Raw genomic sequence first — 24,039 nt, 5'->3', positions numbered from 1 at the left:
GCTCGAACCCTGCTGCTTCATGCTTGCAATCGTCATGCGTTCTTCAGGCTGCAGTTGTTGGTAACTTCTTTTTTGCATTGGCACACCTTACACGAGCAAGGTGTTGCACTTCAAATTTGATCGCGCCGGTGCTCAATGAAAGTCAGGCATGTTTAGTGAGCGCCTGTCCGTCGCTCAATCACCGAATAAACGGTAGACGCCAGATCAGGCCGCTTCCTTCACGAGGGGCAGCTTTGCGACGAGACGCAAAGACACCGTCAGACCTTCGAGTTGGAAATGCGGACGCAGGAAGAATTTCGCCTGGTAATACCCCGGATTTCCCTCGACGTCCTCGACGACCACTTCGGCCGCTGCCAGCGGTCGACGCGCCTTGGTTTCCTGCGACGAATTCCCCGGATCGGCGTCAACGTAGTTCATGACCCATTCGTTGAGCCATTGCTGCATTTCGTCACGCTCCTTGAACGCGCCGATCTTGTCGCGCACGATGCACTTCAGGTAATGAGCAAAGCGTGAGCATGCGAACAGATACGGAAGACGCGCCGACAGATTCGCGTTCGCAGTCGCGTCGGGATCGTGGTACTCGACCGGTTTCTGCAACGACTGTGCGCCGATGAACGCCGCGTACTCGGTGTTCTTGCGGTGAATGAGTGGCATGAAACCACTCTTCGACAATTCCGCTTCGCGACGGTCGGAGATCGCAATTTCCGTCGGGCACTTCATGTCGATGCCGCCGTCATCGGTCGGGAACGTGTGGCACGGCAGGTTTTCGACGACACCACCGCTTTCCACGCCGCGAATCAGCGTGCACCAGCCGTAGTGCTTGAACGACCGGTTGATGTTCACCGCCATTGCGTAGGCCGCGTTCGACCACACGTAACGACGATGATCGGAACCGTCGGTCGCTTCTTCGAAATTGAATTCGTCGACCGGATTCGTCTTGACACCGTACGGCAGACGCGCGAGGAAACGCGGCATTGCAAGCCCGATATAGCGCGAGTCTTCCGAGTTGCGCAGCGAGTTCCACGGCGCGTATTCGAGGTTTTGCGTGAAGATCTTCGTCAGGTCGCGCGGGTTCGCGAGCTCCTGCCACGAGTCCATCTGCAGCACGGACGGCGCCGCGCCCGTAATAAACGGCGCATGCGACGCCGCCGCCACCTTTGCAATCGAGCCAAGCAAATCGACATCAGCCGGCGTGTGGTCGAAGTAGTAGTCGGCGACGAGACAGCCATACGGCTCGCCACCCAATTGCCCGTACTCTTCCTCGTAGATCTGCTTGAAGAACGGACTCTGGTCCCATGCAATCCCTTTATAGCGCTTCATGGTGCGACGCAGGTCGTCTTTCGACGCATCCATGAAGCGGATCTTCAGCTTCTCATCCGTTTCAGTGTTCGTGACGAGGTGATGAAGTCCACGCCATGCGCTTTCAAGACGCTGAAAATCTTCGTGGTGGAGAATCAGGTTGATCTGTTCGGATAATTTGCGATCGATCTCGCCAATAATTGACTCTATGTTCTTGTACGCGTCGTCGGACACCGTGACCGACGTGAGCAGCGCTTGCTGAGCGAGCGTCCGGACAGCGCCCTCGACAGCCTCGCGTGCGCGCTCCGTTTTGGGCTTGAATTCGCGCGACAGGAGCGCGTTGAAATCGGACTGATCGGTGACGCTCGCCGTTGCCTTGGTGTGCGTATTCGCTTGAAGTTCGGCCATCATTTCCCCATTGATTCAGGCTGTGCTTTCGTGCCGAAAGCAGAATTATTCGTTGGTCATCGGCTCGTCGGTGGAGGCCGCTTGCGGCTTCGGCGCCTTTGCGAGCGCTTCGAGCAACGCAGGGTCTTTCAACACCTTGCTGACCAGGCTTTCCGCGCCACTTTTACCATCCATGTATGTTTGCAGATTGGCGAGTTGCGTACGCGCCTCGAGCAGCTGCGACAGTGCGCCAACCTTTTTCGCGACGGCCGCGGGCGAAAAGTCGTCCATGCTTTCGAACGTGATATCGACCATCAGATGACCTTCGTTCGTCAGCGTGTTAGGCACCGAGAACGCGACACGCGGTTTCATGGCCTTCATCCGCTCATCGAAGTTTTCGATGTCGATATTGAAGAACTTGCGGTCGCCGACGGCGGGTAGCGGTTCGAGCGGCTTGCCCGACAAGTCTGCGAGGACGCCCATCACGAACGGGAGTTCGACTCGCTTTTCTGAACCGTATATTTCGACGTCGTATTCGATCTGGACGCGGGGAGCACGATTACGTGCGATGAATTTCTGAGAACTGTTAGAAGCCGACATGGTGCTCTGACGTTATTCGCTCAAGTAAAAGAAAAAGCGGCGATACCGCTAGCTTTCGCGCAGGAAATCCGCAACCTGGTGATCTTATGTTCCGAACCAGCGTAGCGATATGGGCGCTTGCCCAAAAAGTCGGTCTCGTTCTCACGAATGAATTGCCGGTTTGGCGTGTCGCGAGCGGAGGCAGCCAGCGGGCTACCCGCGACGAGTACTTTTTAGTGCGTGCCTGAGTCGGGAATAAGAGAAATTTCGACACGACGATTCATCTCGCGCCCCTGACTACTTTCGTTGCCAGCAATCGGCCGCGTATCGCCATAACCCTGAATTGCGAAACGTGTGACGGTCACCAGAGCAGTATTGACCAACCAATCGCGGATGGCCTGCGCGCGTGCCTCGGAAAGCTTTTGATTCGCGGCGCCGGGGCCGACGTTATCGGTGTGACCCGCGATAAGAATCCGCTTGTCCGGATTCGCGCGAATCAGATCGAGAACACCTTTGAGCCGTGGCTCTGCTTCTGATTTCAGCGTCGCCTTGCCGCTGTCGAACAACGCGAGGTTGTCGATCGTCACAGCGGACGGTGGCGAAGGCGCGGCGATCGACGGTGAGTGCCATGTCGCGCTCACCCGTTCAAGCGCGACTTGCAACAGATCGCTTCGATACAGGCCCCAGCCGAGTCCGGTCGTTGCACTGTCGCTCGCATAGCGAGCCAGCTCCGCGGATCGTCTGTGCAACGATTCCTCACGCTCCCCATCCGCGCGAGCTGTGGATATATGCGTGCCGACCTCGACACCGTTGGCGACTCGCGCGACCAACCCGCCGTTCGACCACGCCGATACACCGATCGATACCATCAAGACGACGGCCGAGGCAGCCACCGCGTGCAGCGTTACGGTCTGCGACCGGACCCACCCGCTCTTCGAAACCCGGAGGCTCTCGTTCCGCGCGACGGTCGCGAGCAAAGGCAGAGACAGCGGCTTCGGTCGCGCCTTAGACGTCGTCAGCGACAGGCGCAGCCCGGTCTTGCCGGTCAACCATCGCATCCACGCGCCGGCGCGTATCGGCGAGTGTCCGATGTCGGCCAACAGCAAGCCGCGCAGCGAGAATGGCGCGGTGCTCGCGAGCGATGAAAGGATCGATAACAGCGCCGCATCTTCTAGCCAGTCGACCACTGCATGCCCCAATCCAGCGCGCGACGCACGTTCCGGTTGTGCGACAGCGAGCCATGCCTGGTCCAGCTGTTGCCTGAGCGCTTGCACGTGTTGCCGTGCGGTTCCGGTCGCGGGGTACATTGTCGATATATCGATGGCATCGCCGAACCAGACCGGTTTCACACCCTGGTCGCCATTCGCACCGAGATACGCGTATATCGCGATATAACAGGGTAAGACGAACCCCTTGGGACCGATACTCGCATGGAGTTCATGCTTCCAGCTGGAAAATTCGCGGCGAATCACCGCGTCGTCGCACTCACCGTCGGGAACAACGGGCATCAAAACGGCATCCGGCGAACGTCGATGCGACTCCAACACCGTGGCCATCACGCCGGCGAGCGCTTCCGGGGTCCGGACAGGCATCCACACGGCATCATCGTTGCGGCGCAGCGTGGATGATTGCCCATCACGTGCGAACAACGCACCTGCGTGCGGTCCGACCACGAGAACAATCGGCAACTCACGCACGGTCCCACGCTGAACGTCCTGGCCCTCGCGGGTCGCATTCGATCGCCCGCAAGTAAGCAAAACTGCGGCGCCCACCGCCGTCAACACAACAAGGCTGAGCGCAACTGCCCACCAAGGGTGGAGGGCAAGCGGCAAACATACCCATATCAGGCCAGCTACGCAGACAACGATCCAGATCAGCGCCGCCAGGTAGCGGTCTACAGAAGTCATTGCGAACGCTCCCTCTGGCCAGGATTGCTCTGCTGCGACGACGTCTGGGGCAAGCGACGTGTCTGAACTTCCGGACTAAGGTCGAACGCCGCCCATAGTGACGCGACCGCAATCGCACCAGCAACGGCCGCGCCCGTGATCGTGCTAATGCGTGACATGCGTGACATGCACGGCGGCCGAATCGAACTCGTCCTTATCATGGCAGTCTGCGATGAGTCGGATTTGGATAACACCGCCTTATCTCGCGTATGCCTGTTCAACGCCGATTTCGCACGTTCTAGATGTTCATTGGCGTCTTCTCGTCCCCCGTCGAAGCCCAGTCCCAGCAACATGCTGTAGAACTTGAGTCTGGCGAGGTCCTGATGGCCGCCGTCCACCAACGCGTCGATCCGTTCCCATACCCGCGCGGCGCCATCGCGCACGCGATGAAAACGCATCTGCAGCGGGTCACGCAACCATTCCTCGTGTTGCCTGGAGGGCAATGCATGCAACGTCAGCTCGTCCAGCAAAACGCATTGTGCGAGGCTGATTTCCTGGATATCGGTTGCCGGAAAGGTCCGATCCTGCATTTCCTGCTGTAGCGTCTCGACCAACGTTCCACAACGCGCACGCCAAAAAGGAATAGCCGGGATCTCCGCGCCGTTGGACAGCAGTGCCGCATGCAGAGCAGTCGGTCGCATCAGTGCGGCCGTTGAGTCAGACATCATAAAAACGTATTGCCGGCGGCAACGTCAGAGCATTTCGACGACATAGGTGACGAATGTATTGACCGTACCGGCAGTGGCTCGCCCGGTCGCGTAATAGCTGGCAATGAAATCCACCGGCATCGGATCCGTGGACGTGATGGGAATGATATTCATCGTGGATCGGTCGCCGACCTTGATCCGCGATCCGTTCGCATTGGCCAGCATGACCTGCACATTCGTTGCCGATGTCGTGCCGCTCACGTTCTGCAGGTCCAGATTGCCCGTGTTGGGATCAGTCGACGAACCGCTCTCGAAATACACGCGCGCACCCGTCACGCCGCTCGCGCATTGCATCGTGATGGTGAAGACCTTTGAGCCAGCTACCACTCCGGCCGCCGGCAGCGATTGCGTCGAAAGCGTCGGCAACGTGACCGTCATGTCAGGCGAACTGACCAGCGGACACGTCATCGCGTTGTAGGTGCCGCTAAAATTGAGCGTGACTGAGGGCGAGCGTTGCGCATGCGCGCAAATTGATCCCAACAGCGCACTCGCGGTCACTCCGGAAATTAGTCCGGCGATCCGAATGTATCTACAAATATTTTTCATTTTCTGACCTCCACTGTCGGCGGAATCTTCAGGGCCGCAGCGCTGGAGTTGACCAGACATCGGCTTTCGCACTTTAGCGAAGCGAACTGAGAAGCGCTGCGCCCGCTGAACGTTGCGCAACGGACTTTACGGGCGGAGACCAGACCAGCGTCGGATCACAGCTCAGCTTGATGCGCGCAACGATTCCCGCGTGCTGACTGCTATCCGCCTTGTCGTCGTCCGGTACCGTGTAGGGCATCACGCACTGCTCCGCTGCGCCGTTGCCCCAGCGCACCAGTAGCTTGCCCTCGTGCTCGAGGCCGCGCAGGTACGCGAGGCCGCCCTGACCGACGATACCCACCGATTTCTCGGATTCGTCGAATAGCTCGGTGCCCATCGGCATGGCTTTGCCTTCGCGATTCGAGACCTCGGCGAAAATCGGCGTGCCCTGCGTGGTCGTGATCTTCACCTTGACGAGCGAATTCGCGCGCGGCACGACTTCCTCGCTCGTGTTACCCAGTTCAACGTCGAGCGGCACGTCGCTCGGATCCAGCGCGACCGTGTTGACGCGGTATGGCATCAGCGAAGGCACCACGGCATAGCCGTTGTCGTCAATCCTTGCCCCCTGGCCATTGATGATCCGGCCGCCCTTTGCTCCTTTCGCCTCGACGATCGCGAACGCCTGGCCAAGCGGCGGGCTCAGCGTGACGCCGCCACTGTGAATGACGACCGCGCCGTCGGCGTTAAACGCGGCCTGACGCGTCTGATTGCTAATCGACGCATTGCCGTTGTAGGTACCGAACTGCGTGCGGTAGATCGCGTAACCGCCCGCGGAGACGGTCCGATCTTTGCTGGCGACGATCCGCGCTGCATTGACACCGTAGTTGATCGGCGTGGCTCCGGTCGTATTGCCCGACGCCGTGGCCTGTATCGTGCTGTCCCCGTTCGAGCTGCGCGAAAGATTCGTAGTCAGATAGTCGAACGTACGATGCGCGTTCGAGTCGACCTTACCCAACGGAATCGTGAGATTCAAACCGACCTGCGTGCTGATCTGCGAATCTTGCAGGCGCGTGCGTTGCGCATATAGCGAGTAGGACACGCGCTTGTACGAGCTGTTGAAGCCAACCTGATACTGAAGATCGTAGCCCTTCGAAGCGCCCCAGTAGTTCTGCGAACTGCCGGAAATGTAAAAGGAACTGGACTCGCCGATTGGTTGGTTGATATTCAGCTGCAGACGGCTGCGCGCGCGGTAGTCATACTGACCCGAGGTGTCTCGCGAGCCATAGCGCGCGTACATTGCGTCACGCAGACTGTAGAAGCGCGCCGTCGAGTAGCGATAAGCCGCAACGGAGAAATTCGTGTTCGGCCCCGGAAGAAGCTTGCTGTAGCTGATGCGAGTACTGTAACCGGGACGGCCACCAGACACGCCGGGGAGACTCGTCCCCGCCGCCGTTACATCAAGCGCGAACGCACCGAGCGGAGTATTGAGCGCGACACCGACCAGACCAGCCCAGTATCCCTCGGAAAACTGTGCGCCGGTGTAGCCGGTCAACAGGTTTGTCAGGCCGCGCTGATAAACTGCCTGCGTCACCCACGGATGTTTATCCAGCACGGTATCGCGAGAGACACCAGCCGTCAGATTGAAACGCGAAACGCCGGGCCGCAGCAACTGCGGTACGGACGCAAACGGCACGAGAAATGTCCGCTGACGGCCGTCGGATTCCGTAATTGTGACCTGAAGGTCGCCCCCATAACCCGTGGCCGGCAGGTCGTTCAGTTCAAACGGTCCCGGCGGCACGCTGGTCTCGGCCACGATGATGTTGTTCTGGCGCACGACAATGCGCGCATTGGTTTCAGCTATACCACGCACAGCCGGCGCGTAGGAGCGCATGGAATCCGGCAACATGCGGTCGTCGCTCGATAGCTGGACGCCGCGGACGTTGAATGAGTCGAAGACGTCACCGCTCGTCGAACTGTCGCCGATCGTCAATTGACTCTTAAGCGCAGTGACATCGTGCTGTGCAAACAGTGCGACACTTTGCCAGTGTGCGTCGGAAGCCCGGCTCTGCCAGCTTGCCGTGGACCACTGGCGGAAACGCCAGCCGCTCACGTTGAATCCGCTTTGCAGACCGAGGTAGGTACTGCTGAAATCTCTACCACCGCTGTTCTGGTGAGTCGTATAACTGGCGAGGCTGTATTGCACGAAGCCGGCGTTGATCCCGTTGTCCCAACGGGATGGATCGACGTAACCCGCAGCCTCGTTGTGCAATTCAATCTGCGGGATCGACAGATCGAGTTGCAGATCCGCGGTGTTGAACGATGCGGCCGATCCCGGTATGGCTTCCACCAGCGGGACGCATTGCAATGATGCGTCGCTATCGTCAAAGTCGCCCTTTCCAGCATCCTTCAGCCGCTGGATCACGCGCTCGGTATCTACGCCAGCCCGGTCCAGGCTAGACATCGTGAAGCAGGGCGCGGCGATATCCGAGCCCGGCACTGTCTGAAACAGGACATCGAAGCGTCCACGCTTTTTACCGTTGACCAGCAGTTCGAGCGGATAAACACCGGGAGAAACGGGATTGCCTCGCGTATAGCGCGATAAATCGGCGACGTTACCCGTAAAGAATGCGGGATTGAACTCAACTTCTTGCGGAGCCTCGGCAGAGGGCGCATTGGATGTCGGCGTGGTAGATAACGCATCCGTACTCGCAGCTTCGCCGTTGGCACCGGCTGCCTGTTTCGGCCACCCGGACTCCGAGCAGTCATTGGACGGCGTTGCCGCCCAGTCGGGGGCGCATGCCGCGACCGCGGCATGCGCGGAAAAGACCCAGCCCGACGCTACGATTGCCGCCCATGCCAGAGGATGAAACCTGAAAGGGACATTACTGAATACTGTTTCAACCGCCGCCTTACTATTCCGCACGCCGACATCCCATATTCCGATTATTGATTCTTTTGCGCTTTCGCGTTTTGTGCGACTTCCACTTCCGCCGAGTCCTTGATCGCAGTACCGAAGTCGTTCAGAACCGTATAGGAAACCGTGGCAGGAACTTTGATATCCAGCTTTCCATCTTGTGGACGGAGATCGACGTGCCCGAACGGTGCCGCCATATTGGGCAAAAGAGCGATCTTCCCGCCTGCCGTTTCTACTTCTGCCGAGCCGACGGAAATGTAGTAGGGCGATGGGTTGTCCAGACGAACAACGCTCTGACCTTTTTCATCCGGTTCGACATGCCACTTCAGTTGAGCCCGCCCCGCAGTTGGGTCATCGAGCAACGATGCGGGCCGGTAGAACATCTTGATACGCGTACGGAACGCGAGCTGGATCATGTTCCGGTCATCAGCATCCTTGGGTTTCGGCGGAATTTCCAGAACATTCAGCCAATAAACGGATTCACGGTCGCTCGGCATGTCGCCGCCCGCGAACATGATGCGCAAAGCCTGACCTCTGTGAGGTTCGACGCGAAATACAGACGGCAACAACGTGAACGGCACCTTGATTTCATTCGGTGCAGCTGCCGCATCGCCGTCGTCCAACCATGCTTGGACGAGGACCGGATGGCTGTCAACATTGTTCAAACGAACATTGACTTCGCGGTTTTGCGCCGGATATATGACTCGCGTACCGGTAACGGTGATAGCAGCTTGTGCAGCAAACGAAGCCACACTGCAGGCCACGGCTGCGGCCATTAAAATAGGGAACTTCATTAAAGACATTCGCTCCTCCACGTGACAGATAAGCGGAATGCCGCTTCGGGTTGCCCTCGAGCTAGAAGGGCAACCCGATGCCATTCGGCTTAGATTGGCTTACTGATATGCCAACGTGTAGCGAACAACAGCCATCACCTTACCGGCGGTGGTTCTGTTCGTTGCGTAGTACTGGCCACCGTAGCTCATCGTTGCGGTACCGTCGCTCGCGACCGGAACGAACGTACCCGTGCTACCCAGAAGAATCGGCGTCATGCCATCGCGGTCAAGCAATTGCACTTCGACATTCCCGGCCGGCGACGTGGCTGCCTGGTTAATGGCATTACGCGTATCCGGGTTCATGTTCGTGGTCTCGAAATGCGCCGCGACATTGCTCAACGTTGCTGGGCACTTCGACACCGAAATATTGAACATTCTGGAGCCAGCGGTTTGGCCAGCTGCAGCCAGCGACTGCGTAGACAGGGTATCCAGCGTGACCGTCTGGTCCTCGTCACCCGCGTTGATCACGCAGGTGTCGTCGGTCAGTTCGCCGTTGAACGTAACCTGACCCGTGCCCGGAGCAGTTTGAGCGAAAACCATCGGCGCGACGGACAGGCCCATCAGCGCGATCATGAGTTGTGTCACTTGTTTTTTCATGAGATTCCTTTTTGTTGCTATTCGAAACTACCAACCCTTCTGAAGCCGGGGCTTCCAGCGACCGTCAAGGCAAGGAAATGATGTCATTGAAGCGGATCGCTGTTAATGGGCCGATACCCAAAATGAGTGATCATGTAGCCCAGTCAAGAAACGCCGTACCGGTTCCTCGAACCGGACCGATACCAGCCTCACTCCCAAAGTTGGGAGAAGGCGCCACCAGAACGATGGACGTCGCCTGAGAAGTGCGGCAATGGTTACGAGCAGTACCACTCGCGCACGATCGTGACGAGTTCAACGTCGTTTCTGGCGCCCAGTTTCTTCATGCCTGCGTTCTTCTGGTTGCTAACTGTCTTGGGACTGCGATTGAGCCGCTCGGCGATCGCCCCGATCGACATCCCATCGCAGATCATTCGCACGACCGTCGATTCCTTTTCAGATAGCGAGTCGAGCGAAGACCCGCCTTCCGATGCGCGCCGCGCGGTGGACAACATCCTGTTAGCAATGGAATCCGGCAGAAACACGCTCTTGTTTTTGGCGGCACGAACGGCAGCGATAAGGCTGACAAAGCCCTCGGGCCCCTTACCGACGAAACCGGCCGCCCCCGCATTGAGCGCAGCCGAAATGATGTGCGTCGATGAATGTGAGCTGAGAAAGACAACCCGTATGGCTGGAGCGGCACGCTGAATCCGGTCAAGAAGGTTGAGGCCATCGGCATACGCATCACCTTCGAATTCGTAGTCGCATACGAGAACGTCAACCGGCACCTCAACCAACAGCTGGAGCAGCCCGCCAATACTTTCGCTTTTGAAGCAGACCTGGATGTCAGGGCAAGGCTGAAGAAGATGTTCGACGCCGAGGAGAATGAATGGATGATCGTCGGCAATACCCACCCTGATTTTGTTCACTCACACTCCATGGCCATGCTGGCGAATACCTTTTTCATACCAAATCAACTGCAAGCTTTGTTACCAGAGTACGGTGTCGTTTCACGCCGTTAAGTCGCACACCTCAGGAGCGACGGCCGATCGATAAGATTCCTCGAAACCAGCATGCTTGTTACGGGTACACCGATGTCCGTGACTCGCTGATGGACAGGACGTATTAATAGAATCTTATGGAGAAGGTCGTTGTGCTTTGGTAGAGTCAAAGCAATATTTCCCACGCAACATGGCATGGTTCACCGATGGAGGCGGGATAGCGCAACGCCCCGCACACGTCGGCGAGGAATCGAAATATCCGCGCGTCGGATAGTCAGATTGTACGAGGCACTAAAAAAGAAGGAATTCAGCAGATTCCTATATATGCCATTCAGGTACATAGGAGTGCCTTGATCAAGGTGGCCTCAACACGCGCTAAGGCACAAAATGGTTGCGCACGAGATTGACGAACGCGACCAGCGCGGTAAGCAGAACCACAATACATAGCCAGCGTTCGAGCAGGGTAAACACAGGCCATTTCCCTTTGCGACGCTCGGCGATGTAAAACCACGCGGTCGCCGCCGTATAAAGTACGGTCGACATCAACAGATAGTGCAGGCCGCCCGCGTACACGAGAAACAGCGCGTAGACGCAGCCCACCAGCGCAAGCATGAAATCGATACGCCGTGCCCACGGCTGTCCCGCATACGATTCCCCGCTCGCTGCGAGCTTCAACCCATAGCCGGCGACGAGCAGATATGGAATCAGGTTCATCGATGTCGTGAACTCCTTGGCCAGCGTGAACGCCTCGGTTGAGAACAGCGTCACGATCAGAAACGCCTGGATCACGAGGCTCGTCATCCACAACGCGGCGACCGGTACGTGGTTGCGGCTTTCGCGTCCAAGAAACGCGGGCATCGTACGGCTCTTGCCCGCGGCATGAAGAATTTCGGCGGCGAGCAGCGTCCATGCAAGATAGGAGCCTAGTACCGATATCAACAGGCCGAGCTTGACCACGACCGCGCCCCAGGTGCCAACTGCGGCGCTCAGCACGCCAGCCATCGACGGATTTTTCAGCGTGCCCAACTGCTCAAGCGGCAACACGCCATACGACAACAACGTGACCATGACCATTAGCGCAAGCACGCAGAGAAAGCCGAGCACGGTCGCGACGCCGACGTCGCGCCGTTCGCGCGCATGCCGTGAATAAACACTCGCGCCTTCGACGCCGAGAAACACGAAGACGGTGCCCAACATGGTCTTGCGCACCTCGCCGAACAGACCGGCCACCGACGGCTCGGGACGGGTCCACAGATTCGCGACGAACAGTTGCCACTTGACGCTGGATAGCACGAGCACCGCAAACAGCCCGAGCGCGAACAACTTGGCGACCGTCATCGACGCATTCACTATCGACGAGCCCTTCACGCCGCGCAGAATCAGAAAATGGAACACCCAGATCATCAGCGAGGAGCTGACAATCGCGCTCAGCGTATTGCCGGCGCCGAATGAGGGCGCGACGATCGCGAGCGCGGACTTGATCAGCACGAGATAGGCGACGTTGCCAAGACAGCTGGCGCACCAGTAGCCGAACGCCGACAGAAAACCCGTATAGCGTCCAAAGCCGACGCGCGCATACGTATAAACACCAACGTCGAGCTCGGGCTTGCGCCATGCGAGCCGTTCAAAGATCAGCGCGAGTATCAGCATGCCGGAGCCGGCGATGGTCCAACTGATCAAGGAACCGACCACGCCGGTATATTTGCCGAGCGCCTGCGGCAACGAAAAGACGCCCACCCCGACCATCGAGCCGATCACCATCGCCATCAGGCCCGCAGCTGAAAGTCTGACGCGCTTGTCCATGCTGCGATCGCTCTCCCGCGAATACGTTCCGATCCAGCCGCGCTTTTGCGACTGCGATGATCATCCGCTCAGATGACAATCGTGCCGGTCGCGAGGCCGACCAGCGCGGCAAACGCGCCACAGGCGGCGACGGCAAAGATGAGCCACTCGAGTTTCGAAAACAGCCGCAGGCCACGCTCGCGTTTGGCCACCACATACAGCACCGTTCCGGGCGCATACAGCAGCCCCGACAGCATCAGAAACTTCAGGCCGCCCGCGAACAGCAGAAAAGCCGTGTACAACGTCGCGAACATCGCGACGAAATACTCGATGCGCAACGCGCCGCTCAAGGCGCCGCCGCTCTGCCCGCTATTGTGACGCGCGGCTTTGATGCCGTATGCGGCCACGAGGAAATAAGGTATCAGCGCCATCGAGCTCGTCAGGTTGAGCATCAGCGCAAACGCATCGGTCGACCAGTAGGTGCTGATCACGAACAACTGCACCACGGTACTCGTAAGCCACACCGCGGCGACCGGCAGCTTGCGCTCGTTCTGTCGCGCGAAGACGCGCGGCATCGTCTCGAGACGCGCGGCGGCGTACAGCACCTCGGCACAGATCAGCGACCACGCGAGGTACGCGCCGAGGATCGAAATGATCAGACCGGCGCTGATGAATACGACGCCGAACGGGCCGAGCAGCGCGCCGAGTACCGCGGCCATCGACGGCTGGCGCATCACCGCGATGTCGGCGCGCGGCAAGCTCGCGTAAGGCAGCAGCGTCACCAGCACGAGCAGACACAGCACGGCCACGAAGCCGGTGATCGTCGCCGCGCCGACGTCCGAGCGCTTTTTCGCGTAGCGCGAGTACACGCTCGCACCTTCGATACCGACGAACACGAACACGGTGACAAGCATCGTCGCACGGACCTGCAAGAACAGACCCGCGCCGATCTGATCGCTGCCTTCCAGCAGATTCGCGCGGAACATGTCGGCACGAAACAGCGCCACCAGCATCACGATGAATAGCACGATGGGAATCAGCTTCGCGACCGTGACGATCGTGTTGATCATCGTGGCCTGCTGGACACCGCGCAGCATCACCAGATGAAACAGCCAGATGCCCACCGACGACACGATGATCGCGGTCGCCGTATTGCCGTTGCCGAATGCGGGGACGAAAGCGCCGAGCGTCGATTTGATCAGCACCCAGTACGACACGTTGCCGAAGCAGCCGGCCATCCAGTAGCCGAATGCGGACAGAAAGCCCGCATAATCGCCGAAGCCCGCTCGCGCATACGCGAACACGCCGGCGTCGAGCTCGGGCCGCCGCTGTGCGAGCGTCTGAAAGACGCGCGCGAGCGCGTACATGCCGATGCCCGCCACGCACCATGCAATGACCGCGCCGAACGGTCCGGTCGCGCGTGCGAAATTGCGCGGCAACGAGAAAATCCCTGCGCCCACCATTGAGCCGACGACCATCGCGGTCAATGCGGGCAACGACAGTTTCGTCTGTAACTGGGTTGACATCGTCCATCCTCGAATATCGGATTCAACATCGCTCGCGCAGGCTTCCGGCCGGCCATCAATTAACAAAAACGCCGTCACCGTGGTCCTGCGGTGACGGCGCTTTCTATGTCGCGCTTCCGATGTTTGGTGCGCTTGCGGCGCCTCGCGGCCGCTCACTGCGAAGCCGGCGCCGGCCCCGTCGGCGTCTGGGTGTTCGCGGCCAATGGCGGATTGGCCAACCAGCCGCCCCCCATCGCCCTGAACAGCGCGAATTGCGCCTGCAGCTTGCCGACCTCTTCCCTCACCTGCGACGACTGGCTTTCAAGCAGCGCAACCCGCACCTGATCGATATCGACGCGACCGGTATCGCCGAGTTGGTAGCGACGCTGCACCTGGCTCAGCTGCGTGGTCCGCCGCGTAACTTCTTCATTGCGCGCCTTGAACAATTCGTCCTGCCGGTTCAAACGCGCCAACGCACGGTCGACGTCGTAGAACGCGCCGAGCGCGGTCTTTTCGTAGTTGAACATCGCCTGCTGCGCCTGCGCATCCGACGACTCCACCTGCGAGCGTCGCGCGCCGAAATCAATCAGCGGCATCGCCATCGCTGCACCGAATAGCCAGAACGTGCTGGGCCCGAGGCTTTGACCCGCGATCTCCCATCCATTGCGCGCGAGCAATCCGCTTAACGAGATGGTCGGCCAGTAATTGAGCCGCGCGACATCCGACTGCCTGACCGCCGCATTCACGCGTGCCTGCGCCGCGATCAGATCCGGGCGTCGCATCAGCAGATCGACGGGCTGGCCGGGCTCGATATGCGGCAGCGCGGTCATCAGCGTGTCGCTTTCATCGAGAATCGCGCCGAATTCCGCGGGCTGCACGCCGCATAGATTCTGCAGATTCAGCCGCGCCTGCGCGATGCCGTTCTCCACGTCCTGCAAACGCGCATCGACCTGCGCGCGGCCCGCGCGCGCCGCTTCGATGTCCATACTCAGAACGAGGCCCGCGTTAAAGCTCTTCTCGGCGATGTTGACGAAGTCGTCCGCGATTGCGCGGCTCTGCAGCAGGATCGTGCGCTGACGCACCAGCCCGCGATAGGTGACGTACAGATCCGCAACGCCCGACACCACGCTCAGGCGTACCGCCTCCGCGTCGCCCGCGGCCGCGCGTGCCTGTTCGCGTGCCGCCGAGAGCCTTGCGCGTCCCTGGCCGAACAGGTCGATCTCCCATTGCGCCTGCAAGCCGACGCGCCAGAACTGCGCATCGGTATTGTTGATGCCGAGCAGTTCCTCGAACTCGAGCTGCGTCTCGCCGCCGTGATACTTCGCGGCGCTCACGCTTGCACCGACCGACGGCAACAGCTGCGAGCGAGCCAGCCGGATCCCGGCCTGCACCTGATCGACGCGTGCGTAAGCGGTGGCGATGTCGAAGTTGTGCGCGAGCGCGAGCTCGATCAGTTTGTTCAGCGTCGGGTCGCTGTACTGGGTCCACCATGCCGCGAGCTGCTGCTCGGACATCGGTGTCGCCGCGCCCGGTTGCGCCTCCGAATACTGTGACGGAAACGCGGCGGGCTTTTCCAGCTGCAATGATCCCGTACAACCGGCTTCGAGCAGCAATGCCGCGATGGCGAAAAGACAAGGGCGCGCGCGGATCATTTTGCTTCCGGGTGTTGACCCGGCTCCCATTCCGCCTGCCTGATCTTGAACAACATCGCATACAGCGCCGGCACGGCGACCAACGTCAGCACGGTGGCAAAAACAAGGCCCGCCATAATCGTGATCGCCATGTCCTTGAAGAAAGGATCCCACAACAACGGCGCCATGCCGAGCGCCGTCGTACCGCCCCCCAGTATCACCGGCCGCAGACGGTTCATCGCGCCGTGGGTCACCGCCTGCATGCGCGGCACGCCCGCGGCGATCTGCGAATCCATCTCTTCGACGAGCACCACGCCGTTCTTGATCAGCATGCCGATCAGACTCAATAGACCGAGCAACGCCATGAAGCCGAACGCGCCGCGAAATAGCAGCAGACCGAGCGTGACGCCGACGATCGACATCGGCACGACGAGCAGCACGACGAGCGCCGGCTTCAGGCGTCCGAACATCATCAGCACGAGCAGCGCCATGCCGATGAAGCCGAGCGGCAGTTGACGGAACAGGCTCTGCTGCGCGCGCGTCGACGATTCGTGCTCGCCGCCCCATTCGAAGCTATAACCTGGTGGCAGCTTGATGTTCTCGATGCTGGAGCGTATGCGGTTGAACGCGTCGACACTGTTCTGCCCATAGATCGGGTTGGCCGAAACCGTCAGCGTGCGAATCCGGTTTTCGCGCGCGATCTGGCCTTCCTCGGTACCGACCGTGAAGCCGTTGACCACGTCGCCGAGCGGCACGTAACGGCGCAGCCCCGCGCTGAACACCTGCAGGTCCTGCAGACCCGCGACGCCACGCGTGTAGTCGGGCGAACGCAGCACGATCGGCAGTAGCTGATCGCCTTCGCGATAGATGCCCGCCCGCAGGCCTTCGCTTGCATAAGCCATCGTGTCGCTAACCTGACGGCGCGTCACACCGAGCGAGCGCGCCCGCGATTCGTCGAATTCCGGCCGCACGATGCTGATCGGGTTCTCCCAGTCGTCGCGAATCGCGATGATGCGGCCGTCCGCCTTCAGCACATTCTGTGCTTCTTGAGACAAGCGGCGCAGCATGGCCGGATCGGGTCCGGAGAAGCGTGCCTGAATGGCCGCGCCACCGCCGGGACCGAAGTTCGGTCGCGTGACCGTCCAATGCTGTTCGGGGAAGCGCTTCTTCAGGTCCGCTTCGATGTCCGGAATCATGTCGTCGATCAGGCTCTGGTCCTTCGCGCCGACGATGAACTGCGCGTACGACGGATCACGCCCCTCCGGATCGTAGACGAGGAAGAACCGCGTCGCGCCCGAGCCAATATACGTCTGCACGTTGGTGACGTCCGCATGCTTGAGCAGCACCTTCTCCATCTCGCGGCTCCTTTCGACGACCGCGCGAATATCGGTGCCGCGCGGCAAACGCATGTCGACATAGAAGATCGGCGTGGTCGACGCGGGGAAGAAGCTCCGCTCGACGAAACGGAACGCCCACCCGGCCAGCAGGGTCAGCGCGACGAGGCCGATGACCACGAACACGCGCTGTCGGGTGACCCATGACAACAGCTCGCCGTAACGCTTGTACAGCTTCGACTTGAACGGGTCGTCATCGATGATGTCCGCGGGCTTGAAAAGATACGTGCCGAACAGCGGTGTCAGGGCGATGGCGATCACCCAGCTGAATAGCAGCGAAATCGCAGCGACGGCGAACAACGACGCACAGAATTCGCCGACCGCATCCGGCGACAGGCCGATGCCCGAGAAAGCCAGAATCCCCACAATGGTCGACGCGAGCAGAAGCCATTGGCTTTGTTTCAGAATCTCGGTCGCCGCCTGGAGATGCGACGTGCCTCGTTGAACCTTCACGAGCATCCCCTCGACCACCACGATGCTGTTATCGGTCAGCATGCCCATTACGATGATCAGCGCGCCGAGTGAGATACGCTGCAGCTCGATGCCTGCCGCGTACATGACCAGCAGCGTGCCGAGGATCGACAGGAACAGCTCGACGCTCAGCACCACGCCCGCGCGCCAGCCGAGCGCAATGCCCAGCGCGACACCGACGATCGCCACGGACAGGAACACGTCGAAGATAAAACCGCGCACGCTCTCGTCGACGACCTGCGGCTGATCGTAAAGCGAGTGCAGCTTGATGCCGATCGGGCGGTCGCGCTCGAGTTCGGCGAGCTTCGCCTTGATCTTCGCGCCGACGCTCACCACGTTGACGCGCGGCCGCGCGCTGATACCGATCGTAACCGCGGGCTGGCCGTTATAGTGAATGAGCTGGTTCGGAATCGTCGCGTAGCCGTGGCTTACGCGCGCGATGTCGCCGAGCAGCAGCGGGCCGGGCGTATTGTTGACAGGCAGCGAACGAATGGCCTGCAGCGAATCGAGCGAGCCGGACGGCGCAATCCGCAACGACAGGTCGCCGACACGTTCGCGGCCCGCGGGCCGAACCTCGTTCTGCACGAACAGCGTCTGCACAACATCGTCGGTGGACAGATTGTTGGCGATCAGTTGCGACTGGTCGACGTCGACCGAGATCTGCTCCTGCTGCTGACCGGCGATCACGATGTCGGACACGTCGCCGAGTGTCAGCAGTTGGCGGCGCAGTTCGCGCGCGTACTCATACAGTTGCGCCTGCGTGTAGCCCTCGCCGGTCAGCGCGTAGAACATCCCGTAGACGTCGCCGAAACGGTCGACCACGAGTGACGGTCCCGCGCCCGGCGGAAGCCGGGGCTGTGCATCCGATACCGACTTGCGCACCTCGTCCCACACTTGCGGCAATTGCGCCGACGTGTACTGGTCGCGAATCTCGACGCGGACTTCAGAGTAGCCCGGTGTCGAACGCGAGGTCAGCTTGTCGACCTGCGGCATCTGCTGGATCGCGCTTTCGAGCCGGTCCGTCACTTCCTGCTCGACTTCGTGCGCACTCGCGCCCGGATACAGCGTCACGACGACTGCGGTCTTGATTGTGAACTTCGGGTCTTCGAGCCGCCCGATGTTGTAGTACGCGAAGATGCCGCCCAACAGCGAGATGAGCGTCAGAACCCACGCGATCAGCGGCTTTTCGATAAGGGGGCGCGCGAGATTCATTGAGGCGCATCCATTGGACGGACCGCCATTCCCTCTTTCATGAACTGCGAGCCGCCGGCCACCACGCGGTCGCCCGCCGCAACCGCCCCCGCGACGACCACATCGTCATTGCGAATTTCGCGCACGCTGACCGGCACCGCATGCACACGGCCGGACGCGGCGTCGTAGCGCCACAGACTGCGCTGACCGTCCGCGCCGATCGACACCGCGGCGATCGGAATCGCGAAGTACCCTTTGTTGTCGTTTTGCGCGACCTGACGCGCCGTGTCGGAAATCTGTACGCGCAGCGCCATGCCGGGGAACAGCATCGCGCTTTGCGGTCCTTCGATCGAGAACACGAGCCGGTAGGCCGCCGAAGTCGGCGAGCTCTGCGTGGTCCGTTCGCGGAACACGAGCGGGAAGCGGTTCTGCGGCCGCTCGGGCAGCCACGCCTCGGCTCTCAGCGTCTTGTCGACGAAGAGCCGTTCGGCGATGCTCTGAGGCAGATCGACGCCGACATCGACACGACCGATGTTTTCCAGATTGAACGCGGGCGCGCCAGCCTGCACGACCTGCTGGATCTCGATGTTGCGGCGAGCGATCCGGCCGTCGAATGGCGCGACGAGCTGGGTATTGCGTAAGTCGCGGCTCGCCATGTCGCGTGCCGCGCGCGCGGCGTCTGTGGAAGCCGACAACTGCTCATAGGCAGCCTGGGACAGAATACCGTCCTGGCGCAATACCGCCTGGCGCTTCAGGTTGTCACTCAGTTGCTGATACTGCGCGTTCGCGCGCTGCAGTTGCAGCTTGTAGGGTTCCTCGTCGATACGCGCGATCAGCTGCCCGCGTTTCACCGATGCTCCTTCGAGCACCGCGATCTGCACGACGCGGCCCGATACTTCGAAGGCGAGCGGCGAGATGCTGGTCTGCTCGACCCGCCCAGTAAAAATGCGAATGGCGGAAGCGTCGGCCGGTTCGACTTTGGTGAGCTGCACGGCTGGTCTCGCATCGGCAGTCTGTGTTTCGGTCTGCCGTTGGCACCCCCACAGTGACAGCACGAGCACACAGGTCAACACGCACGGCAATGCGCCGGTCGGTGCGACTCCGGCTGATCGGGGAACCGGCGGTGCATTGGAGCGGTTTGCGTTCATGACGTTCTCGGCTGACTGCTGACGCAACCCGTGTCGTGCACCCGGCGGCAATGTAGCTAGCGGGCCGGCGAAGACGAGGCTCTACAGGTTGCTCGGAAATTCATAGGGGTCCATAAACAGTGGACCGATGAGTGGATCCGCTGCGACTTCCACGGCCAGGTCAGCCTCAGGGAACATCTGCATCCCAACGTCTGCATCCCATTACCTATCAGGCATCCTGTCTAACTGCCACACTGCTTTGTCACGCCGAAAAGGCTGAAAAAATTGAAAAGTTCGCCCTGGTATGGAATGCACGACGATTCCAGCAAAACGCAAAGTCGAATGAACGTGCATGCGAGTTTTGCAACATGGAATCGGGTCCTTTCGATCGAGGTATGCCGCAGAATTATTTAAGGTCCCAAACAATTCATTGTCAAGCGTCTCACCGTCACCGCGCGTTCGAATCTGGAAGAATGCATGACGCTAGAATGTGCGCGTCAGATCGTTTAACTTCTTCGGCGGCATATCCCGACGCAACCATCTGTACGGCTATTCCGATGTAGTAGTGACGAGGTGCGATAGGCAAAAAGTGCTATAGGTTTGAAGGAATTTTTGATTCGGCCAATGCAGGCGCCGTGATTGTTGAATCGGAATTCTTTCTCATTGAAGGCCATGTGTGCTGTGCGAACGACGCCGGTTGCGCAAGCAATTTGCCGGGCGTACAGTACTTAGCGGACAAGTGATTAACTTTCAGATTTATCGATTCGGCGCACGAGGCAACGGCCTTGTGACTCAACTCTGCGTGACAAGAAACATGGCAGTTGCAACTTCGCAGGCTGTCGCCGCAGCGTTCATCGTTTGCCCGTGCATCAGCGTACCGTCTGTGTCGGAAAATCACCGGATCCTTTCTGCCATTCAGCCATGACGACGGTCCACCGCAAAACGACGGAGACGGCACCGCACAAGACTGGACTCTCTTCCACTCGCCTCGAAACGCTTGATGCCGGACCAGCCGACATCGGCATAGCGCGGCAGCGATCTCGCACGAACCGGTCCGACGCATGATGACCCGCGCGCTCGCATCGTGGATATCGCGGTGCGTAGCACCCGCGCTGCTCGCCAGCGGTCTTCTGTCCGGTTGCGCAATGGTGACCGTCAGTTCACAAGGCCCCGAGCAGTACATCGCGATGCGTCGCGGCGATATTCTGTCGACCGGCCGTCTAAGCGCCGCGACGCGAGACACGCTGCACGTTGTCGCACTCGATGAGATCACCTGCCAACGCGAGCCGCTCGATTGCATCAACACGATCTCGACCGTTGGCGGAATCAATACGGACCGGCGATTGTCGAGCCTCGCCGAACTGTCCTTGCAGATGGCCATCACGAATACGCCGACCCATGCCACCGAATGGAGCGACGCGCAATTCGATTTGTGGCTCAGGACCGCGCGATTCGCGTATGCATTTCTATTCCTCGGTCAGCGCACTGCCGGCGAACGTGCATTCGAAGATCGTCAGACTCAGGTTCGCGACTACTACAACTATGCAGTACAGGAACTGGCCCGCGCGCTGTTTCTGCGCGGTGCGCTCGAGACCGGTGCCAGCGACGTCGAGCCGGGCACGCAGTACATCGCAGGCTGGACCATTCATCTCGACTTGAGCCGCGTCCGGCTGCCCGAGGGTGTGCGCGAACCGCGCGAAGTCATCCCGGCGTCGCGGCTTTCCTTCGTGGGGATACGCAGCATTTATCGACGCGATGGTTTGGGCGCGGAACTCGTTGCTGTGATGAACGGCCCACCGCCTGAAGAGAATGCGGATGCGGGTGGCAATGCCGGGGGCGATAGCGGTGCGACGACGCGCGTCGATAGCCCCGCGAATGCTCCGCTCAAGGCGGGTGTGTCGTCACGAGTCGCGGGACGGCCGAGACCAGCGACGCGCTTTTTCAGCGAGATGCCGTCGCCGAACGTGACCGCCTTGATCTGGTTCAGCCAGGGCACGCTCGAACAGGTGCTTGCCTCGCATGATGTCGTGCTGTCCGTCTTCGATCCGTATCGCGAAGACAGTGTCGAGCGGCACGGCCAGACAGTGCCACTCTCGGCCAACTTCAGCGCGGGCTATGGGATCTGGCTTGCGCGCTCGGGTTTCGCGGGGCAATCGTTGCGCACGCTGTTTGGACGCGCGCGCGGCATCGATACGCCGCGCATCTACATGATGCAGCCGTTCGATCGCAATCGACGGATCATTCTGATGCTGCACGGCCTCGCGAGCAGCCCCGAGGCGTGGGTCAACGTCGCCAACGATATTCAGGGCGATGAAGTGCTTCGCCAGCATTTCCAGGTGTGGCAGGTCTACTACCCGACCAACGTGCCGATTCTGGTCAACCTCGCGCGCATCCGGCGCGCCACGCAGCAGACGCTCGCGCACTTTGATCCACACGGCACGGCGCCGGCGTCGCATGGCATGGTGCTGATCGGTCACAGCATGGGGGGCGTTATCGCGCGACTACTCGTGTCGACTTCCGGCGACGAGCTTTGGACGACTCTCAAGGACAGGTATGTGCCCGAAGGCACCGATATCGATCGGGAGGACGAGCGGCTCAATCGGCTGCTGAACTTCACGCCGATGCCGCAAGTCGAGCGCGCAATATTTATCGCGGCACCTCACCGCGGCACACCGTTCGCGAGTAACCGGCTGGCGCGCTGGGTGGCCAACCTCGTGCGGCTGCCGCTCGCCCTGCTCAATGAGATCGAGGAAGTGATGCAGACAGCGACGAGCATCGAAGCGGAGGGCCAGACTTTCCATGTGCCGAACAGCATCGAACAGCTTCGCGAAACCGATCCTTTGATTCGCGCAACATCGCAGTTGCCGATCAGCCCGCAAGTCTGCTTCCACTCGATCATTGCACGGCGCCGCGAAAGCGGGCCGCTCGAAGATTCCGACGACGGCGTGGTGCCTTATCGCAGCGCGCATCTCGCTGCCGCAGTGTCGGAGAAGGTGATTGTGGCCGGCCACAGCGTGCAGCAGACGCCGCAAGCGATCCTCGAGATCCGGCGGATCTTGCACGAGGACATCGCGCAGATCGATGAGCGCGGGAGGGCTGAGTGCGTGAAGTGATGGCTAAGGGCTGAGTCCTTTGCGAGGGCTCGTGCTTGACCAGGTCGCTAGCGCATCATGTCGCCGAAACGCCAACGGCCATTCAAATCGATTCGCTACAAATTACGTATTAAACGTTACGACTTGTTGAGACGTCGGTATTAATTCCGGCGTTTTGCCGCGGTTGAGCGCAGCGACGTAGAGTCGGTCATTATTTCGACCAATTGGCGTGAAACAAAAGCGACGTGTCATGGAAATATGCTTTAAAAACAATTGGTTAGCATATAGTCGATGCGTTTCGGTATGTTTCACGGCGGACGAATTGGCGAAATCGACTGGCGTATGGCGCTTTGGCGCTCGTATTGATTAATCTCCAGCGATTTTTCGATATTTAGTTCGTGAAACAGACGCGCTTTCTCGACCCCGTATATGGTGGCGCGTCGATTTGCCTTCGCCACGCTCGCTGACGACTCTTTGCGTCCGCGACAATTTCGCGGCCTTGCCCTCTCCTATCTTGTCGGCATCGTGCACTGAATCGCCTGCCGATGAGCTGGGAGCAGCGACCTTGGTTGCGCGCTGAACGAGCGGTATGGCATAGACTTATCCGGTTAGCGCGACAGGGCCAAATGGGACGAAGATCGATCGCGGCAGTCTGCACGTTCAGTGAGGCCTTGACGCACAAGTCCGAAGGCTTTTAATCAGCGGCCAAGTCGAATCAGAGGCCTGTCCAGTGTCATCAGTTTGGCTTGACGTGTCTACTAACCGACGACGCCATGATGGTAGATCAACGCGACGACAGCCAAACATTAGGCACCAGGGCGGCGTCCGCGATTGACTTCCGGGCGTCGGGCACCGGGCCAAATCAGCACGGACATTTGATTCCAAGCGAGCTGGCGTGCCCGGAACGCGAGGCAGACACCGATTGCGAAACGCTTCACCTGCTTCGATTGCGCGGATCGCGATGCAAGGCGCAGCATCCCTGAACGCGATATTCCAGTGACGACGCCTCACGCTGCACATTGGCACACGTCGTCTGTTCGCTAGGGCGAGCCAGATTCACTGTCTTCTTTGCGTGTTCGTTA

The 24,039-nt window shown here is 60.0% G+C and carries 15 protein-coding genes; 1 reads left to right on the top strand and 14 read right to left on the bottom strand.

Annotated features, from left to right (window positions below; genetic code table 11):
• Positions 1-204: 204 nt before the first annotated feature.
• From tssC to F6X42_RS13610, 14 genes are all read right to left on the bottom strand, one after another.
• Positions 205-1,707: a type VI secretion system contractile sheath large subunit gene (gene tssC / locus F6X42_RS13675; protein WP_187634718.1), complete on the bottom strand. Its 1,503-nt coding sequence runs from the start codon at positions 1,705-1,707 to the stop codon at positions 205-207.
• A gap of 45 nt (positions 1,708-1,752) precedes the next feature.
• A complete protein-coding gene (gene tssB, locus F6X42_RS13670) occupies positions 1,753-2,286 on the bottom strand; it encodes a type VI secretion system contractile sheath small subunit (RefSeq protein ID WP_187634717.1) in 534 nt (177 codons plus the stop codon).
• Between the two features lie 212 nt (positions 2,287-2,498).
• Positions 2,499-3,857, bottom strand: a complete 1,359-nt coding sequence (locus F6X42_RS13665; RefSeq protein WP_246530086.1) for an OmpA family protein — start codon at positions 3,855-3,857, stop codon at positions 2,499-2,501.
• 311 nt (positions 3,858-4,168) lie between these two features.
• The gene (locus F6X42_RS13660; RefSeq protein ID WP_246530085.1) at positions 4,169-4,852 is read right to left on the bottom strand and encodes a DotU family type IV/VI secretion system protein; all 684 of its coding nucleotides are present in this window, start codon (positions 4,850-4,852) and stop codon (positions 4,169-4,171) included.
• 51 nt (positions 4,853-4,903) lie between these two features.
• Positions 4,904-5,584, bottom strand: a complete 681-nt coding sequence (locus F6X42_RS13655) for a fimbrial protein (RefSeq protein ID WP_246530084.1) — start codon at positions 5,582-5,584, stop codon at positions 4,904-4,906.
• Positions 5,538-8,366, bottom strand: coding sequence for a fimbria/pilus outer membrane usher protein (locus F6X42_RS13650; protein ID WP_187634714.1), 2,829 nt, complete (start codon positions 8,364-8,366; stop codon positions 5,538-5,540). Before F6X42_RS13650 ends, F6X42_RS13655 begins: the two co-directional genes overlap by 47 nt.
• A 20-nt stretch (positions 8,367-8,386) precedes the next feature.
• On the bottom strand, positions 8,387-9,160 hold the full coding sequence (locus F6X42_RS13645; protein WP_187634713.1) for a fimbria/pilus periplasmic chaperone: 774 nt from the start codon (positions 9,158-9,160) through the stop codon (positions 8,387-8,389).
• Between the two features lie 90 nt (positions 9,161-9,250).
• Positions 9,251-9,787 carry a fimbrial protein gene (locus F6X42_RS13640; RefSeq protein ID WP_187634712.1) on the bottom strand — a complete coding sequence of 179 codons (537 nt, stop codon included), beginning with the start codon at positions 9,785-9,787 and terminating at the stop codon, positions 9,251-9,253.
• 254 nt (positions 9,788-10,041) lie between these two features.
• On the bottom strand, positions 10,042-10,692 hold the full coding sequence (locus tag F6X42_RS13635; RefSeq protein WP_187634711.1) for a response regulator: 651 nt from the start codon (positions 10,690-10,692) through the stop codon (positions 10,042-10,044).
• A gap of 447 nt (positions 10,693-11,139) precedes the next feature.
• The gene (locus F6X42_RS13630; RefSeq protein WP_187634710.1) at positions 11,140-12,567 is read right to left on the bottom strand and encodes a basic amino acid/polyamine antiporter; all 1,428 of its coding nucleotides are present in this window, start codon (positions 12,565-12,567) and stop codon (positions 11,140-11,142) included.
• A gap of 68 nt (positions 12,568-12,635) precedes the next feature.
• Entirely contained in the window at positions 12,636-14,072 is a 1,437-nt protein-coding gene (locus F6X42_RS13625; protein WP_187634709.1) for a basic amino acid/polyamine antiporter, read from the bottom strand.
• A 152-nt stretch (positions 14,073-14,224) separates the two neighbouring features.
• Positions 14,225-15,703 (bottom strand): efflux transporter outer membrane subunit, encoded by a 1,479-nt coding sequence (locus tag F6X42_RS13620; protein ID WP_187634708.1) that lies wholly within the window; start codon positions 15,701-15,703, stop codon positions 14,225-14,227.
• Positions 15,700-18,759 carry an efflux RND transporter permease subunit gene (locus F6X42_RS13615; RefSeq protein WP_187634707.1) on the bottom strand — a complete coding sequence of 1,020 codons (3,060 nt, stop codon included), beginning with the start codon at positions 18,757-18,759 and terminating at the stop codon, positions 15,700-15,702. The genes F6X42_RS13620 and F6X42_RS13615 overlap by 4 nt, the downstream gene beginning before the upstream one ends.
• Positions 18,756-19,886, bottom strand: coding sequence for an efflux RND transporter periplasmic adaptor subunit (locus tag F6X42_RS13610; RefSeq protein ID WP_246530083.1), 1,131 nt, complete (start codon positions 19,884-19,886; stop codon positions 18,756-18,758). The genes F6X42_RS13615 and F6X42_RS13610 overlap by 4 nt, the downstream gene beginning before the upstream one ends.
• A 1,040-nt stretch (positions 19,887-20,926) precedes the next feature.
• On the opposite strand from F6X42_RS13610, the gene F6X42_RS13605 reads away from it, so the two are divergent.
• Positions 20,927-22,978 (top strand): esterase/lipase family protein, encoded by a 2,052-nt coding sequence (locus F6X42_RS13605; protein ID WP_246530082.1) that lies wholly within the window; start codon positions 20,927-20,929, stop codon positions 22,976-22,978.
• Positions 22,979-24,039: the final 1,061 nt, after the last annotated feature.

The sequence above is a fragment of the Paraburkholderia podalyriae genome (assembly GCF_014397785.1).
Taxonomy (GTDB): Bacteria; Pseudomonadota; Gammaproteobacteria; order Burkholderiales; family Burkholderiaceae; genus Paraburkholderia; species Paraburkholderia podalyriae.
This window is presented reverse-complemented; position numbering and strand designations above follow the sequence as displayed.

Excerpts from the sequence above, each read along its gene's own strand:
- tssC (WP_187634718.1), bottom strand. The coding sequence starts at position 1,707 with ATGGCCGAACTTCAAGCGAATACGCACACCAAGGCAACGGCGAGCGTC.
- tssB (WP_187634717.1), bottom strand. The coding sequence starts at position 2,286 with ATGTCGGCTTCTAACAGTTCTCAGAAATTCATCGCACGTAATCGTGCT.
- F6X42_RS13665 (WP_246530086.1), bottom strand. The coding sequence starts at position 3,857 with ATGCCTGTCCGGACCCCGGAAGCGCTCGCCGGCGTGATGGCCACGGTG.
- F6X42_RS13660 (WP_246530085.1), bottom strand. The coding sequence starts at position 4,852 with ATGCGACCGACTGCTCTGCATGCGGCACTGCTGTCCAACGGCGCGGAG.
- F6X42_RS13645 (WP_187634713.1), bottom strand. The coding sequence starts at position 9,160 with ATGTCTTTAATGAAGTTCCCTATTTTAATGGCCGCAGCCGTGGCCTGC.
- F6X42_RS13640 (WP_187634712.1), bottom strand. The coding sequence starts at position 9,787 with ATGAAAAAACAAGTGACACAACTCATGATCGCGCTGATGGGCCTGTCC.
- F6X42_RS13630 (WP_187634710.1), bottom strand. The coding sequence starts at position 12,567 with ATGGACAAGCGCGTCAGACTTTCAGCTGCGGGCCTGATGGCGATGGTG.
- F6X42_RS13625 (WP_187634709.1), bottom strand. The coding sequence starts at position 14,072 with ATGTCAACCCAGTTACAGACGAAACTGTCGTTGCCCGCATTGACCGCG.
- F6X42_RS13620 (WP_187634708.1), bottom strand. The coding sequence starts at position 15,703 with ATGATCCGCGCGCGCCCTTGTCTTTTCGCCATCGCGGCATTGCTGCTC.
- F6X42_RS13615 (WP_187634707.1), bottom strand. The coding sequence starts at position 18,759 with ATGAATCTCGCGCGCCCCCTTATCGAAAAGCCGCTGATCGCGTGGGTT.
- F6X42_RS13610 (WP_246530083.1), bottom strand. The coding sequence starts at position 19,886 with ATGAACGCAAACCGCTCCAATGCACCGCCGGTTCCCCGATCAGCCGGA.
- F6X42_RS13605 (WP_246530082.1), top strand. The coding sequence starts at position 20,927 with ATGATGACCCGCGCGCTCGCATCGTGGATATCGCGGTGCGTAGCACCC.